Origin of the sequence: Micromonospora haikouensis (genome assembly GCF_000876225.1) — a bacterium.
Lineage (GTDB): Bacteria > Actinomycetota > Actinomycetes > Mycobacteriales > Micromonosporaceae > Micromonospora > Micromonospora haikouensis.
The window spans coordinates 679,184-693,958 of the sequence record NZ_JXSX01000001.1 but is presented as its reverse complement, the minus strand read 5'-3'; the positions used below and the strand labels follow the sequence as shown (position 1 = coordinate 693,958).

9 protein-coding genes are annotated in these 14,775 nt (G+C 74.0%); 4 read left to right on the top strand and 5 right to left on the bottom strand.

All coding sequences use genetic code 11. The features are described 5' to 3' along the window. Positions 1 to 83 precede the first annotated feature (83 nt). Positions 84 to 419: an STAS domain-containing protein gene (locus tag TK50_RS03125; RefSeq protein WP_043961324.1), complete on the top strand. Its 336-nt coding sequence runs from the start codon at positions 84 to 86 to the stop codon at positions 417 to 419. A 42-nt stretch (positions 420 to 461) separates the two neighbouring features. Here TK50_RS03125 and TK50_RS03120 read toward each other — a convergent pair whose 3' ends face one another. Both TK50_RS03120 and TK50_RS03115 read right to left on the bottom strand, forming a co-directional pair. After that, the gene (locus TK50_RS03120) at positions 462 to 2,111 is read right to left on the bottom strand and encodes an ABC transporter permease (RefSeq protein ID WP_241773909.1); all 1,650 of its coding nucleotides are present in this window, start codon (positions 2,109 to 2,111) and stop codon (positions 462 to 464) included. Then, on the bottom strand, positions 2,108 to 3,025 hold the full coding sequence (locus tag TK50_RS03115; protein WP_043961321.1) for an ABC transporter ATP-binding protein: 918 nt from the start codon (positions 3,023 to 3,025) through the stop codon (positions 2,108 to 2,110). The genes TK50_RS03120 and TK50_RS03115 overlap by 4 nt, the downstream gene beginning before the upstream one ends. An 87-nt stretch (positions 3,026 to 3,112) precedes the next feature. Here TK50_RS03115 and TK50_RS03110 point away from each other — a divergent pair, with 87 nt between their 5' ends. After that, positions 3,113 to 3,625 (top strand): GbsR/MarR family transcriptional regulator, encoded by a 513-nt coding sequence (locus TK50_RS03110; protein ID WP_043961320.1) that lies wholly within the window; start codon positions 3,113 to 3,115, stop codon positions 3,623 to 3,625. A gap of 49 nt (positions 3,626 to 3,674) precedes the next feature. Here TK50_RS03110 and TK50_RS03105 read toward each other — a convergent pair whose 3' ends face one another. Both TK50_RS03105 and TK50_RS03100 read right to left on the bottom strand, forming a co-directional pair. After that, positions 3,675 to 4,229: a response regulator gene (locus tag TK50_RS03105; protein WP_043961319.1), complete on the bottom strand. Its 555-nt coding sequence runs from the start codon at positions 4,227 to 4,229 to the stop codon at positions 3,675 to 3,677. Continuing rightward, entirely contained in the window at positions 4,226 to 8,593 is a 4,368-nt protein-coding gene (locus TK50_RS03100; protein WP_043961316.1) for a HAMP domain-containing protein, read from the bottom strand. Before TK50_RS03100 ends, TK50_RS03105 begins: the two co-directional genes overlap by 4 nt. 212 nt (positions 8,594 to 8,805) lie before the next feature. Between TK50_RS03100 and TK50_RS03095 the strand changes: the two genes are divergently transcribed. Continuing rightward, positions 8,806 to 10,887: a SpoIIE family protein phosphatase gene (locus tag TK50_RS03095; protein WP_043961315.1), complete on the top strand. Its 2,082-nt coding sequence runs from the start codon at positions 8,806 to 8,808 to the stop codon at positions 10,885 to 10,887. Positions 10,888 to 11,205: 318 nt separating this feature from the next. On the opposite strand, the gene TK50_RS03090 is transcribed toward TK50_RS03095, so the two are convergent. Further along, entirely contained in the window at positions 11,206 to 12,564 is a 1,359-nt protein-coding gene (locus tag TK50_RS03090; RefSeq protein ID WP_043961314.1) for an FAD-binding oxidoreductase, read from the bottom strand. Positions 12,565 to 12,674: 110 nt separating this feature from the next. Here TK50_RS03090 and TK50_RS03085 point away from each other — a divergent pair, with 110 nt between their 5' ends. Continuing rightward, positions 12,675 to 14,771, top strand: coding sequence for a S9 family peptidase (locus TK50_RS03085; protein WP_043961312.1), 2,097 nt, complete (start codon positions 12,675 to 12,677; stop codon positions 14,769 to 14,771). Positions 14,772 to 14,775: the final 4 nt, after the last annotated feature.

Here is a 14,775-nt window from a genome sequence, read left to right as displayed (position 1 = left end):
GCTGGGACGGTCGCTGCGGCGGGACCCGCCGCGCCTGGTCGCCTCAACGGGCCGGGTGAGCGAGATCGCGATAGGCTGACCGGGTGGATCGTGCCGAACTGTCCATCACGGTACACCGGACGGGCGATGAAGCCGTGCTTCGCCTCGCCGGTGAGATCGACATGCTCACGGCCGCCCAGCTCTCGACCGCCGTCAACGAGGCGCTGGCCGACCCGCCGCCGCGCATCGTCCTCGACCTGGGCGGCGTCACCTTCTGCGACTCACAGGGCCTGGGCACCCTGGTCGTCCTCAGCCGCAAGGCCAGCCACGCCCAGAGCCTGCTGGTCCTGACCAACGTCGGCGACTTCCTGCTGCGCGTCCTGGACATCACGGGCCTACGCTCGGCCCTCATGATCCGCAACGGCGCGCCCGCCGACTGACCCGGGCGCCGGTCGCACCCCGGGTCAGCTCGGCAGGTTCCGTCAGCGCGGCAGGTCGCGGCGGCGGAACGCCAGCAGGCCCGCCGCCGACAGGGCCGCCGCGGTGGCGGTGAGCGCCAGCAGCGGCGTGCGGGGGACGGGGCCGCCCAGCACCTGCGGGGTGTGGGTGAACGGCGACAGGTCCAGCAGCCACTGGCTCAGCTCCAGCACCGCGCCGAGCTGCCCGAGCAGCAGGCAGGCCGCGAGCGCCGCCCAGGCCACCCCGACGCTGACGCGCGGCAGCAGGCCGAACAGCAGCACCGCCACGCCGACCAGCACCCACACCGCCGGCACGTGCGCCAGCGCCGCCCCGGTCAGCCGGGGCACCCGCCCGGCGACGTCGCCGATGCTGAGGCCGTACGCGAGCCCGGTCACCAGGCCCGTGACGACCAGCACGGCCGCCGGGCCGAGCAGGGCGAAGGCGAGGTGGCCGAGCAGCCAGCGGGACCTGCTCACGCCGGTGGCGAGCACCGGCTCGGCCCGCTGGGCGGTCTCCTCGGCCCGCATCCGCAGCGCGGCCTGGATGCCGTAGCCGGCGGCGGCGAGGGCGGTGATGCTCAGGGTCGCCCCGAGGTACGCCTCGGCGACCGACGCGGAGCCGCCCAGGCGCTCCATCAGCCGGGCGACGGCCTCGTTGCCCTCCACCGCGCTGCCGGCCGCCTCGGCCGCGCCGCCGAGCACCGCCCCGAGCGCCGCCGCGCCGACCGTCCAGCCGAGCAGCGCGACCCGGTTGAGCCGCCAGGCCAGCCCCAGCGGGCCGGCGAGGGCACCACCGGCGGTGGCCGGGCCGAGCCGCTGCGGCAGCACGCCGGCACCGAGGTCCCGCCGGGCGGCCAGCCCCGACGCCAGCGCCCCGACCAGGGCGGTCAGCCCGACCAGCACCGCCAGGGGCCACCACCGCTCCGAGGTGTAGGGGTGGGTGCGCTGGGCCAGGCCCAGCGGGGAGAGCCGGCTCAGCCACTCCACCCCGCCGGCGTCCCCGGCGAGCCGGACCAGGTACGCCACGCCGAGGACCGCGAGGCCCAGCCCCCGGGCGGCGCCGGCGCTCTCGGTGAGCTGCGCGACGAGCGCGCCGACGGTGGCGAAGAACATGCCGGCGAGGGTCACCGACAGCCCGAACGCCACCGAGCCGGCGGCCGGCAGGTCGGAGGCGACCAGGCCACCGGCGACGAGCAGCCCGAGCAGCAGGTCCGCCGCGTACGTGACGAGCAGCGCGGCGGCCAGCGGCGCGGCCCGGCCGAGGACGGTGGCACCGAGCAGCTCCCGCCGGCCCGCCTCCTCCTCGGTGCGGGTGTGCCGGACGACGACGAGCAGGCTGATCAGGCCGACGATCAGGTGCAGCAGCCCGGCCCGCTGGGTGGCGAGCGCGCCGACGCTGTCGCCGTACGCGGGGCCGAGCAGCGCCACGATCGACGGGTTGCCGGCGGTGGTGGCCAGGTATTCGGCGCGCTGGGCGGCGGTCGGGTACAGCTCGGCGTAGGTCGCCGCATAGCTGGCGGGGAGGACGGCGATCACCAGCACCCAGATCGGCAGCAGGACGCGGTCGCGGCGCAGGATCAGCCGGACCAGGTGCCGGGTGCCGGTGAGCGGCCCGCCCCGCCCGGTGGCCGGGCGGCTCGTCGCGTCGCCCCGTGCGGCGACTGCGCGGCTCATCGCGTCGCCCCGGCCGGTGCGGCGTCGGGCGCGGCCGTCCCGTAGTGCCGCAGGAACAGCTCCTCCAGCGTGGGCGGCCGGCTGACCAGGCTGCGTACGCCGATCTCGGTGAGCCGGCGCAGCGCGGTGTCGAGGGCCGGGGTGTCCACGTCGAAGCGGACGCGGTCGCCGTCGACCCGCAGGTCGTGCACGCCGGGCAGCCCGGCCAGCCCGTGCGGCGGCCCGGCCAGCTCGGCGTCGACGCTGGTGCGCTGGAGGTGGCGCAGCTCGCTCAGGGTGCCGGCCTCGGCGGCCCGGCCGCTGCGGATGATCGTCACCCGGTCGCAGAGGGCCTCGACCTCGCCGAGGATGTGGCTGGAGAGCAGCACGGTGCGGCCCTCGGCGCGGGCCCGGCGGACCCAGTGCTGGAAGACCTCCTCCATCAGCGGGTCGAGCCCGGAGGTGGGCTCGTCGAGGATCAGCAGCTCGGCGTCGGAGGCGAGGGCGGCGACCAGCCCGACCTTCTGCCGGTTGCCCTTGGAGTAGGCCCGGCCCTTCTTGCGCGGGTCCAGCTCGAAGGCGGCGAGCAGCTCGTCGCGGCGGGCGCGGTCGAGGCCGCCGCGCATCCGGCCGAGCAGGTCGATCACCTCGCCGCCGGTCAGGTTGGGCCACAGCGTCACGTCGCCGGGCACGTACGCGAGCCGGCGGTGCAGGGCGACGGCGTCGCGCCACGGGTCGCCGCCGAGCAGCCGGACGGCTCCCGCGTCGGCGCGGAGCAGGCCGAGCAGCACGCGGATGGCGGTGGACTTGCCGGCCCCGTTGGGGCCCAGGAACCCGTGCACCTCGCCGGCGCGGACGGTCAGGTCGAGCCCGTCGAGCGCCCTGGTCCGGCCGAAGGTCTTCACCAGGCCGGAGATCTCTATCGGAGTTTCCACACTTCCGAAGCTACAGTGATTTCAGAAAGTTGTGAAGTCTGTAGAACCTGAGGCACGATCAGATACCCGACCGCCGAGGAGAGCCCGATGAGCGCCGCCGATCCGCCCCGCCGCAACGACGAGGCGGTCCACCACTTCGTCGAGCGGATGGCCATGGCCTTCGCGGAGGTCGGCTTCCCCCGGATGGCGGCCCGGGTGCTGTTCACGGTCATGAGCGCGGACGACCCGCTGACCGCCGCCGAGATCGGCGCGCGCCTCGACGTCAGCGCGGCGGCCGTCTCCGGCGCGGTCCGCTACCTGACCCAGTTCGGCATGCTGGTCCGCGAGCCGGTGAAGGGCTCCCGCCGCGACCGGTACCGGCTGCCCGACAACCCCTGGTACGAGGGGACCATCACCAAGACCGGGATCTACAAGAACCTCATCGACCTCGCCGACGGCGGGGTCGCCGCCCTGAACGGACGCGGCACTGTGGCCGGCGAGCGGGTCTCCGAGATGCGCGACTTCTTCGTCTTCGTCCAGGAGGAGATCGACTCGCTGGGCGAACGCTGGCGGGCCCGGCGCGCCGCCATCGGGCACGGCAGGCACCCGGCCGACCGGTGACCCGCCCGCGCCGGCCACCGCCCTGCCGGTCGGCCCGCCCCGCCGCTGCCTAGAGGCTGCTGCCCCAGCGGGCCTGTTCGAGGAGTTCCACGGCGCGGGCGGGGCCGTCCGGGGCATCGCCGCGCAGCAGCGTCGTGGCCTCGTCGACCGCGTCGGTGAGCGCCCGCCACTGCGTCTCGCGCTCGCGGACCAGGTCGGACTGCGCGGCCAACTGCCGGGTCTTCACCCACAGCTCGACGAAGACCGACACCTTGGCCCGCAGCACCCACGGGTCGAAGGGCTTGGTCAGGTAGTCCACCGCGCCGACCGCATACCCGCGCAGGGCGAGCTGGGCGTCCTTGTCGGCGGCGGTGAGGAAGATGATCGGCACGTGCCGGGTGCGTTCCCGCCGCTTGATGTGGCTGGCCGTCTCGAAGCCGTCCATGTCGGGCATCTGCGCGTCCAGCAGGATGACCGCGAAGTCGTCCACCAGCAGCTGCTTGAGCGCCGCCTCGCCGCTCTCCACCGCCACCGACTGCACCGGCAGCCCCTGGAGGATCGCCTCCAGGGCCATCAGATTCTCCCGCCGGTCGTCGACCAGCAGCGCCTTGGCCGTCTGACTCACGAACTCTCCTCGCCTCGGCTGCCGCTCACCCAGGACGACATCAGCTCGATCAGCTCGTCCAGGTCGACCGGTTTGGTGATGTAGTCGCTGCCCCCCGCCGCGAGCGCGGACTCGCGGTCCCCCGGCATGGCCTTCGCGGTCAGGAAGACGATCGGGAGGTCGGCGAAGTGGTGGTTACGGCGGATCTGCCGGGTCGTCTCGTAGCCGTCCTGGTCGGGCATCATCGCGTCCATCAGCACGATGTCCACCTCCGGATGCTCGGCCAGCAGGCGGACCCCGTCCGCCCCGTTGTCCGAGTACAACACGGTCATACCGTGCAACTCCAATGCGCTGGTCAGAGCGAAGACGTTTCGCACGTCGTCATCGATGATCAGCACGGTCACGCCCTCCAGCCGGCGGGTCCCCGGCGCCTCGGCCGGCTCCGGCAGCTCCAGCGGGGGCATGAGCAGCGACGACGGCAGGCCCGCCCGGGCCGGCGAGGGCGGCGCGGGTGCGACCACCGCGTCCGGCGCCAGCACCTCCGGTACGTAGAGGGTGAACGTCGAACCCTCCCCGGGCGCCGAGCTGACCGTGATCGACCCGCCGAGCAGACGGGCCAGGTCCCGGCTGATCGACAGCCCGAGCCCCGTCCCGCCGTAGCGGCGGCTGGTCGTGCCGTCCGCCTGCTGGAACGCCTCGAAGATCAGCGACAGCTTGTCGTCCGAGATGCCGATGCCCGTGTCGATCACCGTGAAGGCGATCACCTGGCGGGCGTTGGTCAGCGCCGGGACGTCGAACACGACGTTCTCGGGGGCCGGGGCGATGCGCAGCGTCACCGCGCCGTTGTCGGTGAACTTCACCGCGTTGGAGAGCAGGTTGCGCAGGATCTGCTGCAACCGCTGCGCGTCGGTGACCAGCGCCGGGGGCAGCTCCTTGGCCAGCCGCACCTGGAAGTCGAGGCCCTTCTCCTCCGCCTGCGGGGCGAACGCCTGCTCGACGAACCCCCGGATCTCGGTGAACTGGACCTCCGTCGGCTCGACGTCCATCCGGCCCGCCTCGATCTTCGACAGGTCGAGGATGTCGTCGATCAGGCGCAGCAGGTCCGAGCCGGAGCCGTGGATGGTCCGGGCGAACTCGATCTGCTTCGGGGTGAGGTTCTGCTCCGAGTTCTCCACCAACAGCCGCGCGAGCAGCAGCAGCGAGTTCAGCGGCGTACGCAGCTCGTGGCTCATGTTGGCCAGGAACTCCGACTTGTACGCCGACGCCCGGGTGAGCTGCTGCGCCTTGTCCTCCAGGCCGAGCCGGGCCAGCTCGATCTCCCGGTTCTGGGTCTCGATGTTGGCCTTCTGCTCCGACAGGAGCTGGGCCTTGTCCTCCAGCTCGGCGTTGGTGCGCTGCAGCTCGGCCGACTGCTCCTGCAGCTCGTGGGCCAGCCGCTGCGACTGCGCCAGCAGCTCCTCGGTGCGCCGGTTGGCCTGGATGGTGTTGACGGCCACGCCGATGGTCAGCACCAGCCGCTCCAGGAACGTCAGGTGCAGGTCGGGGAAGGCCGCCACGCCGGCGAACTCGATCACGCCGAGCAGCTCGCCCTCGAACAGGACGGGGAGCACCACCAGGTCGGCCGGCGGGGTGTTGGCGAGCCCGGAACGCAGGGTGAGCCGGCCGTCCGGCGAGGCGCTCACCCGGATCGTCCGGCGGGAGAGCGCGGCCTGCCCGACCAGTCCCTCGCCCGGCCCGAACGTGACGTCGTGCCCCCGCGCCACGTAGCCGTACGAGGCGGTCAGCCGCAGCCGCATGCTGCCGTCCGAGGTGTCCGCCAGGAAGAACGCGCCGAGCTGCGCGTCGACCAGCGGGGTCACCTCCATCATGATCATCCGGCAGACCTCGCCGAGGTCACGCTGCCCCTGGAGCAGGCCGCCGATGCGGGCCAGGTTGGAGTCCAGCCAGCCCTGCTCGGCGTTCTTCTTCGTCGTCTCCCGGAGGGTGACGATCATCTGGTTGATGTTGTCCTTCAGGTCGGCGACCTCGCCCTGCGCCTCGACCGCGATCCGCTGGGTCAGGTCGCCCCGGGTCACCGAGGTCGACACCTCGGCGATGGCCCGGAGCTGGGTGGTGAGCGTCGAGGCGAGCTGGTTGACGTTCTCCGTGAGGTCCCGCCAGGTGCCCGAGACGCCCTTCACCTGGGCCTGCGCGCCCAGCTTGCCCTCGATGCCGACCTCGCGGCCCACCCGGGTCACCTCGTCGGCGAACGACCGGAGCTGGTCCACCATCGTGTTGACGGTGTTCTTCAGCTCCAGGATCTCGCCCTGCGCGTCCACCGTGATCTTCTGCGACAGGTCACCCTTCGCCACCGCCGTGGTCACCGAGGCGATGTTGCGCACCTGCGACGTCAGGTTCGACCCCATCGAGTTCACGTTGTCCGTGAGGTCACGCCACGTGCCGGAGACGCCCTTGACCTGGGCCTGGCCGCCCAGCTTCCCCTCGGTGCCCACCTCACGCGCCACCCGCGTCACCTCGTCGGCGAACGAACTGAGCTGGTCCACCATCGTGTTCACCGTCGACTTCAGCTCCAGGATCTCGCCCCGGGCATCCACCGTGATCTTCTGCGACAGGTCACCCTTCGCCACCGCCGTGGTCACCGAGGCGATGTTGCGCACCTGCGACGTCAGGTTCGACGCCATCGAGTTCACGTTGTCGGTCAGGTCCCGCCACGTGCCCAGCACGCCCTTGACCTGGGCCTGGCCGCCCAGCTTGCCCTCGGTGCCCACCTCACGCGCCACCCGCGTCACCTCGTCGGCGAACGAACTGAGCTGGTCCACCATCGTGTTCACCGTCGACTTCAGCTCCAGGATCTCGCCCCGGGCATCCACCGTGATCTTCTGCGACAGGTCACCCTTCGCCACCGCCGTGGTCACCGAGGCGATGTTGCGCACCTGCGCCGTCAGGTTCGACGCCATCGAGTTCACGTTGTCGGTCAGGTCCCGCCACGTGCCCGCGACGCCGCGGACCTGGGCCTGGCCGCCCAGCTTGCCCTCGGTGCCCACCTCACGCGCCACCCGCGTCACCTCGTCGGCGAACGAACTGAGCTGGTCCACCATCGTGTTGACGGTGTTCTTCAGCTCCAGGATCTCGCCCTGCGCATCCACCGTGATCTTCTGCGACAGGTCGCCCTTCGCGACGGCCGTCGAGACCTGCGAGATGTTGCGGACCTGGCTGGTCAGGTTGCCGGCGAGCTGGTTGACGTTCTCGGTGAGGTCGCGCCAGGTGCCGGAGACCCCGCGCACCTGCGCCTGACCGCCCAGCTTCCCCTCGCTGCCCACCTCACGCGCCACCCGCGTCACCTCGTCGGCGAACGAACTGAGCTGGTCCACCATCGTGTTGACGGTGTCCTTCAGCTCCAGGATCTCGCCCTGCGCGGCGACGGTGATCTTCTGCGACAGGTCGCCCCGGGCGACGGCCGTCGAGACCTGGGCGATGTTGCGCACCTGCGCCGTCAGGTTCGACGCCATCGAGTTGACGCTGTCGGTGAGGTCCTTCCAGGTGCCGGCGACGTTCGGCACGTCGGCCTGGCCGCCCAGCTTGCCCTCCGTGCCCACCTCGCGCGCCACCCGGGTCACCTGCTCGGCGAAGAGGCGCAGCGTGTCGGTGAGCGAGTTCATCGTGTCGGCCAGCTCGGCGACCTCGCCGCGCGCCCCGACCGTGATCTTCTGCGACAGGTCGCCCCGGGCCACCGCCGTCGCCACCTGGGAGATCGACCGCACCTGGCCGGTCAGGTTCGACGCCATGGTGTTCACCGAGTCGGTGAGGTCCTTCCAGGTGCCGGCCACCCCGCGCACGTCGGCCTGGCCGCCGAGCTTGCCCTCGGTGCCCACCTCCCGGGCCACCCGGGTCACCTCGTTGGAGAACGACGAGAGCTGGTCGACCATGGTGTTGACCGTGCGGCCGATCCGCAGGTACTCGCCGCGCAGGGGGCGGCCGTCGATCTCCAGCGCCATGTGCTGCGAGAGGTCGCCGTCGGCCACCGCCACGATCACCCGGGCGATCTCGGTGGTCGGCCGGCCCAGGCCGTCGATCAGCGAGTTGACGGCCCGCTGGTCCTCCGCCCAGGAACCCTCCAGCCCCTCCTCCTCCAGGCGCTCGTTGAGCCGGCCGTCCCGGCCGACGACCCGGCTGATCCGCAGCAGGTCGCGGTGCTGCCGCTCCTGGAGGGCCACCACCTCGTTGAAGGCGTCCGCCACCTCGCCGGCCGCGCCCGCCCGGGGCCGCAGCCGCACCTTCAGGTCACCCCCGCGCACGCGCCGCAGCGCCTCCGCCAGCTCGCCGAGCAGAGCGGCCTGGTCCGGCGCGGACGGGTCCGCGGCTACCGGGTGTTTCGCCGTGGTCATCGCATTCCTCGCTGAGTTCCGGGGGCCGCCGGCGCCCGTCGAACGCACCGGCCGTTCCCTCATTGTGCCCGGCTGGGCTCCCGGGACGCGCCGCCCGCCGGCCCGCCACGCCCGGCCGTACCGCCGCCGACGGGACGCCGGCCCGCCCGGCGCGGCGGGCCGACCGCCGGATCAGCTTGGCGCGGGGCCGGGCGGCGGTGGAGGATACGGAGGTGTCAGCGGAGGCGGGGCCGGCGGCCTTCGACGGTCCGGACGAGCGCGTCCGGCGGGTCCGGCTGCCCGCCGACCGGCGCACACCTGCCGCCGCCCGCGCCCTGGTCCGGTCCGTGCTCGCCGCCGCGCGCCTCGACGACCTGCTCAACGAGGCCCTGCTGCTCACCACCGAGCTGACCACCAACGCCGTCGAGCACGCCCGCACCGAACTGGACATCGAGGTCGTCGGCGACGACGTCGGCCTCACCGTGACGGTCTCCGACTTCGCCGCCGGATCCGTCGACGAGCTGACCGTCGGCGTACGCAACGACACCTCGGAGATCAACGAGGTGTCCGAGCGGGGCCGGGGGCTGCTGCTGGTGGACCACTTCGCCAGTCGGTGGGGCACGACCTACCTGCCCACCGGCAAGGGGGTGTGGTTCCGGCTGGACCGCTCCGGTGCCGCCGACGGGCAGTCGGTCGCCGCCGGCCCCCAGGCCGGTGCCGCCGGGGGCACGCCGATGTCGACCGCAGGCGGGGAGCACGCGGGGCCCAGCGCCGGGGCGATGAGCGAGCTGATGCAGACCGCCCCCGACCAGTACGCCGACGACCCGCTGCCGGACTTCGCCACCGACCTGCTCACCCGGCTCGCCGAGATGGTCGGCGCGGCCGGTGGCCTCGTCCGCCTCGACCGCGGCGACGGGCTGGGCCGGCAGGTGCTGGCCCGCTACGGCCGCACCCCCCGCGCCGGCAACGAGCTGCTGCGGGTGCCGCTGGCGGTGCACCGGCCGTACACCGGGGAGCTGGAGCTGGACGCGGCCCCCTCGACGTACGCGCGGCCGCTCGCGGTGCTGACCGCCGAACGGCTCTCGCTGCACCTGGAGAACGACCGGCTGCGCCGGGCCGACGTACGCCGGCAGGCCTGGCTGACGTTCCTGGCCGAGGCGGGTGAGCTGCTCGCCCAGTCCCTCGACGTCGAGCTGACGATGGTGCTGATCCCGCAGCTCGTCGTGCCCCGCCTCGGCCAGTGGTGCGCGGTGCACACGGCCGACGAGTGGGGGCGGCTGCGACTCGCGGCCGCCACCCACGCCGACGAGTCGGTGCTGCCGCAGCTGCACAAGGTGCTCCGCGAGACAGGCACGGACTCGGTGCAGTCCCGGCTGCGCGAGGCGTCCCGGATCGGGTCGCAGGTGCCGCTGGGCGGGCCGATGGAGGGCTTCGCCGTCCCGCTGGTGGCGCGCGGGCAGCGGCTGGGCACCCTCGCGGTGGGCCGCCACCAGCGGCACCGGCACGACCCCGACGAGGTGGCCGTGCTGGAGGACGTGGCCCGGCGGGCAGCCCTGGCCATCGAGAACGCCCGCATCCACGCCGAGCGGCGGCGGGTGGCGCAGACGCTCCAGCGGTCGCTGCTGCCACCGGTCCTGCCGGTCGTCGACGGCATCGGCTTCGCCGCCGAGTACGTGCCGACCGGCGACGACGCCGAGGTGGGTGGCGACTTCTACGACGTGCTCCCCCTGCCCGACGGGCGCTGGCTCGTGGTGGTCGGCGACGTGTCCGGCAAGGGGGTCGAGGCGGCGGCCGTCACCGGGCTGGTCCGGGACGTCATCCGGGTGCTGGTCAGCGACGGCAAGCCGCTGCCAGAGGCGCTGGTCCGGCTCAACAACACGCTGGTCGAGCGCGGCGGCGGGCGCTACTGCACTCTCGCGCTGGCGGCCGTCGGGCCGGGCGAGGGCGACCAGCTCGACGTGTCCCTGCACCTCGCCGGCCACGACCGCCCGGTGCTGCTGCGCGCCGGCGACGGGGCCGCGTTCGTCGGGGCCGGCGGCACCGCGCTCGGCCTGCTCGACGCGATCGCCTCCCCGGCCGTCGAGCTGACCCTGGCCCCCGGCGACTCGCTGATCTTCTACACGGACGGGGTGACCGAGCGTCGGCGCGGCCGGGAGCTGTTCGGCACGGAGCGGCTGCGGGAGTCCGCCGCGCCGCTGGCCGGATACTCGGCCGACGTGGTGGCCGCCCGGCTGCGGTCGACGGCGATCGGGTTCTCGGCCGAGACGCCCCGCGACGACATCGCGATCCTCGTGCTGCGCAACGACCGCCGCTGACGCCCCGCCCACCGGGCTGGCCCGCACCGGGTGCCGGGTCCCCGCGCGGAGGGTCGGGCCGCGCGAGGCGGGTCCACGCCGGGGCCGGGCCCATGCCGGGGCCGGGCCCATGCCGGGGCCGGGCCCGCGCCCGCGCCGGGCCTGGGCTGCGCGGGGCGCGTCGGGGCGCGTCGGCGCTGCATGTCGGCGACATCGCGGTATCCCCGGCCTGGGATACCCCCATGTCGCCGACATGGCGACCCGGCCCGGCGGCCGACAGCCGGCACCGGCGACCGCGCAGGGGCGCGCGGGCGCGCGGGCGCGGGCGCGCAGGTGGTGTCAGAGGCCGCCGGGGAGGCGGCCCGGGGCGAGCCGCTGGTGCGGGTCCAGGTATTCCTTCGCCGCCCGCAGCCGGGGCAGCGAGGCCAGCTCGCCCCACAGGTCGACGGCCTCCCGCACCGGAGGTGGCGCGGCGACCACCACGCACCGGCCCCGCCGGGCGAGCAGGACGGCGCGCACCCCGGCGACGATGGACGCCACCCGATCGACGGGCAGGGTGCCGGGCAGGGCGGCGTGCAGCACCCCCTGACCGGCCGAGCCGCGCACCGGCACCGGGCCGCCGGCCGCGTCGCGCAGCGCGTAGGCGGCGGCGTGCAGGTTGCCGACCGGCACCTCGATGCGCAGCGCGGTCTCGCCGGGGCCGAACGGATAGCGCCGCCACCACTGCGGTGCCGAGTGCCCGATCTTGGCCTCGTCGCCGAACAGTCCGCGCAGGCCGTCGGCGCGTTCGGCGACGTCGGCGGGGTCGCCCTCCAGCAGCACGGTCAGGCTGCCCGCGCCGGCCGGGGTCACCGTGCGCCGGAACATGGAGGGGTGGCGGGCCCGGGCCAGGGCCTCCGGGGCGTCGGGGTGCAGCGGCGGGCGCGCCCGGTTGGCGCGGGCCGGCAGGTCCAGCTCCACGGCCGCCGCGTCGAGCCGGGCGGCGAGCACCTCCCGGACCAGGCCGTCGACCTCCAACGGGCTCCACACCGGACGGGTGACCCAGGCCTGGCTGGCCGGCACCGGCTGCACCCGCAGGGTGGCGGAGAGGAGCACGCCGAGGCCGCCCTGCGACCCGCACAGCAGCCGGGCCAACTCCAGGCCGGGTGCGCCGCCGCCGGCACTGATCAGCTCGCCGGCGGCGTCCAGGTAGCGCACGCCGACCAGTTGCTCGCAGGGGCCGCCGTGGCGGTGCCGCAGCGGGCCGGACTCGTCGGCGGCCAGCACCCCGCCGACGGTGGCCCCGGGCGAGGGCGCGTCGAGGGCCAGCCGCAGCCCCGCCCGTTCGAGGGTGGCCTGGGCGGCCCGCAGCGGGGTGCCCGCGCCGATCTCGACCACGCCGCCGTCGGCCGGCCGATGGCAGATGCCGGCCAGCCGCCCGGTGTCGAGCATGATGTCGACGTGTGCGGGGGCGACCCCCCAGTCGATCTTCGTGCCGGCGCCGCGGGGCACCACCGTCAGGTCGTGGGCGGCGGCCAGCCGCAGCACCTCGGCAGCGGCCTGCGGGGCACCGGGCACGGCCACCCACCGGGCCTGTGCGCCGGCGACCTCGTCGGCCGCCCCCGCGAACCGCGCGAAGGGCGGGCCGCAGATCTCCGCCAGCCGTCGGGTGATGTCCACTGCACCGGACCGATCGATGGACCCCGCTGCTGTCGCCATGGCCGCAATCGTACATGTGTTCGAACACCCGGTCGCGCCACCGCGCCGGTGCCGGGCGTCGATCTCGCCGGGCGGGTGCCGGGGTCCCGACGGACGGTAACCTGACCGGCGTGACCACCGAGACTCCCGTGCCCGTCGCCAAGCGGGTCCCCAGCGAGCGCACCCACCACGGCGACACCGTCGTCGACGAGTACGCCTGGCTGGCCGCCAAGGACGACCCGGAGACGATCGCCCACCTGACGGCGGAGAACGCCCACACCGAGGCGCGCACCGCGCACCTGGCGGAGCTGCGGAACACCCTGTTCGAGGAGACGCGCCGGCGCACCCAGGAGACCGACCTGTCGGTGCCGACCCGCAAGGGTGACCACTGGTACTACACGCGCACGGTCGAGGGCCAGCAGTACGGCGTGCACTGCCGCCGCGCGGTCCGCGACGGCGAGACCGACCCGCCGGTCAGCGTGGACGGTGCCCCGCTCGACGGCGAGGAGGTGCTGCTCGACGGCAACCTGCTCGCCGAGGGGCACGACTTCTTCTCCCTCGGCGCGTTCGACGTGAGCCCCGACGGGCGCTGGCTGGCCTACTCGACGGACTTCAGCGGCGACGAGCGGTTCACGCTGCGGGTGAAGGACCTGACCACCGGCGAGGTGCTGGCCGACGAGGTGCCGGGCACGTTCTACGGCACGGCCTGGTCCGCCGACGCCTCGGTGCTGTTCTACGTCACCGTCGACGACGCCTGGCGGCCCCACCGGGTGTGGCGGCACCGGATCGGCACCCCGTCCACCGAGGACGTGGTGGTCCACCAGGAGGACGACGAGCGGTTCTGGGTCGGCGTCGAGCTGACCCGGTCGGAGAAGTTCGTCCTGATCGACATCCACAGCAAGATCACCAGTGAGGTGCTGGTCATCCCCGCCGGCAACCCCACCGGCGAGCCGGCGTCCGTCGCGCCCCGGCGGCAGGGCGTGGAATACAGCGTCGAGCACCACGGGCACCGCTTCCTGATCCTGCACAACGACGACGCCGAGGACTTCGCGCTCGCGTACACCTCGGCGGACGCGCCCGGCGACTGGGTCCCGCTGATCCCGCACACCCCCGGCACCCGGCTGGAGTCGGTCGACGCGTTCGCCGACCACCTGGTCGTGTCGCTGCGCACCAACGGCCTGACCGGGCTGCGGGTGCTGCCGGTCGGCGGCGGCGACGGTCACGACATCGACTTCCCCGAGCCGCTCTACAGCGTCGGGCTGGACAGCAACCCGGAGTACCGCACCCGGCAGGTCCGGTTGCGCTACGCCTCGCTGGTCGCCCCGGAGTCGGTGTACGACTACGACCTGGTCACCCGGGAGCTGACCCTGCGCCGCCGCAAGCCGGTCCTGCCCGGCCCGGACGGCCGCGAGTACGATCCGGCCGACTACGAGCAGCACCGGGACTGGGCGCTCGCCGACGACGGCACGCGCGTGCCGATCTCGCTGGTCTGCCGGGCCGGCACCCCCCGCGACGGCTCCGCGCCCTGCGTCATCTACGGCTACGGCTCGTACGAGGCGAGCATGGACCCGTGGTTCTCCGTCGCCCGGCTCTCCCTGCTGGACCGGGGCGTGGTCTTCGCCGTCGCGCACGTGCGGGGCGGCGGCGAACTGGGCCGGCGCTGGTACGACCAGGGCAAGATGCTGGCCAAGAAGAACACGTTCACCGACTTCGTGGCCTGCGCCCGGCACCTGGTCAAGTCGGGCTGGACGTCGGCCGACCGGCTGGTGGCCCGGGGCGCGTCGGCCGGCGGCCTGCTGATGGGCGCGGTGGCCAACCTCGCGCCGGACGCGTTCGCGGGCGTCGTCGCGCAGGTGCCCTTCGTGGACCCGCTCACCTCGATCCTCGACCCGTCGCTGCCGCTGACCGTCACCGAGTGGGAGGAGTGGGGCAACCCCCTCGACGACCCCGAGGTCTACGCGTACATGAAGTCCTATGCACCGTACGAGAACGTGGCGGCGGTGGACTACCCGGCGATCCTCGCGGTGACCAGCCTCAACGACACCCGGGTGCTCTACCACGAGCCGGCCAAGTGGATCGCCCGGCTGCGGGCGGTCGCCCCGCAGGGCGACTACCTGCTCAAGACGGAGATGGGCGCCGGGCACGGCGGCCCCAGCGGCCGGTACGACTCGTGGCGCGAGGAGGCGTTCGTCAACGCCTGGATCCTCGACCGCCTCGGCGCGGCCTGAAGGA

What these genes read in the sequence shown, in the direction of transcription:
- TK50_RS03100 (WP_043961316.1), bottom strand. Translation starts at nt 8,593, where the DNA reads ATGACCACGGCGAAACACCCGGTAGCCGCGGACCCGTCCGCGCCGGAC.
- TK50_RS03120 (WP_241773909.1), bottom strand. Translation starts at nt 2,111, where the DNA reads ATGAGCCGCGCAGTCGCCGCACGGGGCGACGCGACGAGCCGCCCGGCC.
- TK50_RS03090 (WP_043961314.1), bottom strand. Translation starts at nt 12,564, where the DNA reads ATGGCGACAGCAGCGGGGTCCATCGATCGGTCCGGTGCAGTGGACATC.
- TK50_RS03110 (WP_043961320.1), top strand. Translation starts at nt 3,113, where the DNA reads ATGAGCGCCGCCGATCCGCCCCGCCGCAACGACGAGGCGGTCCACCAC.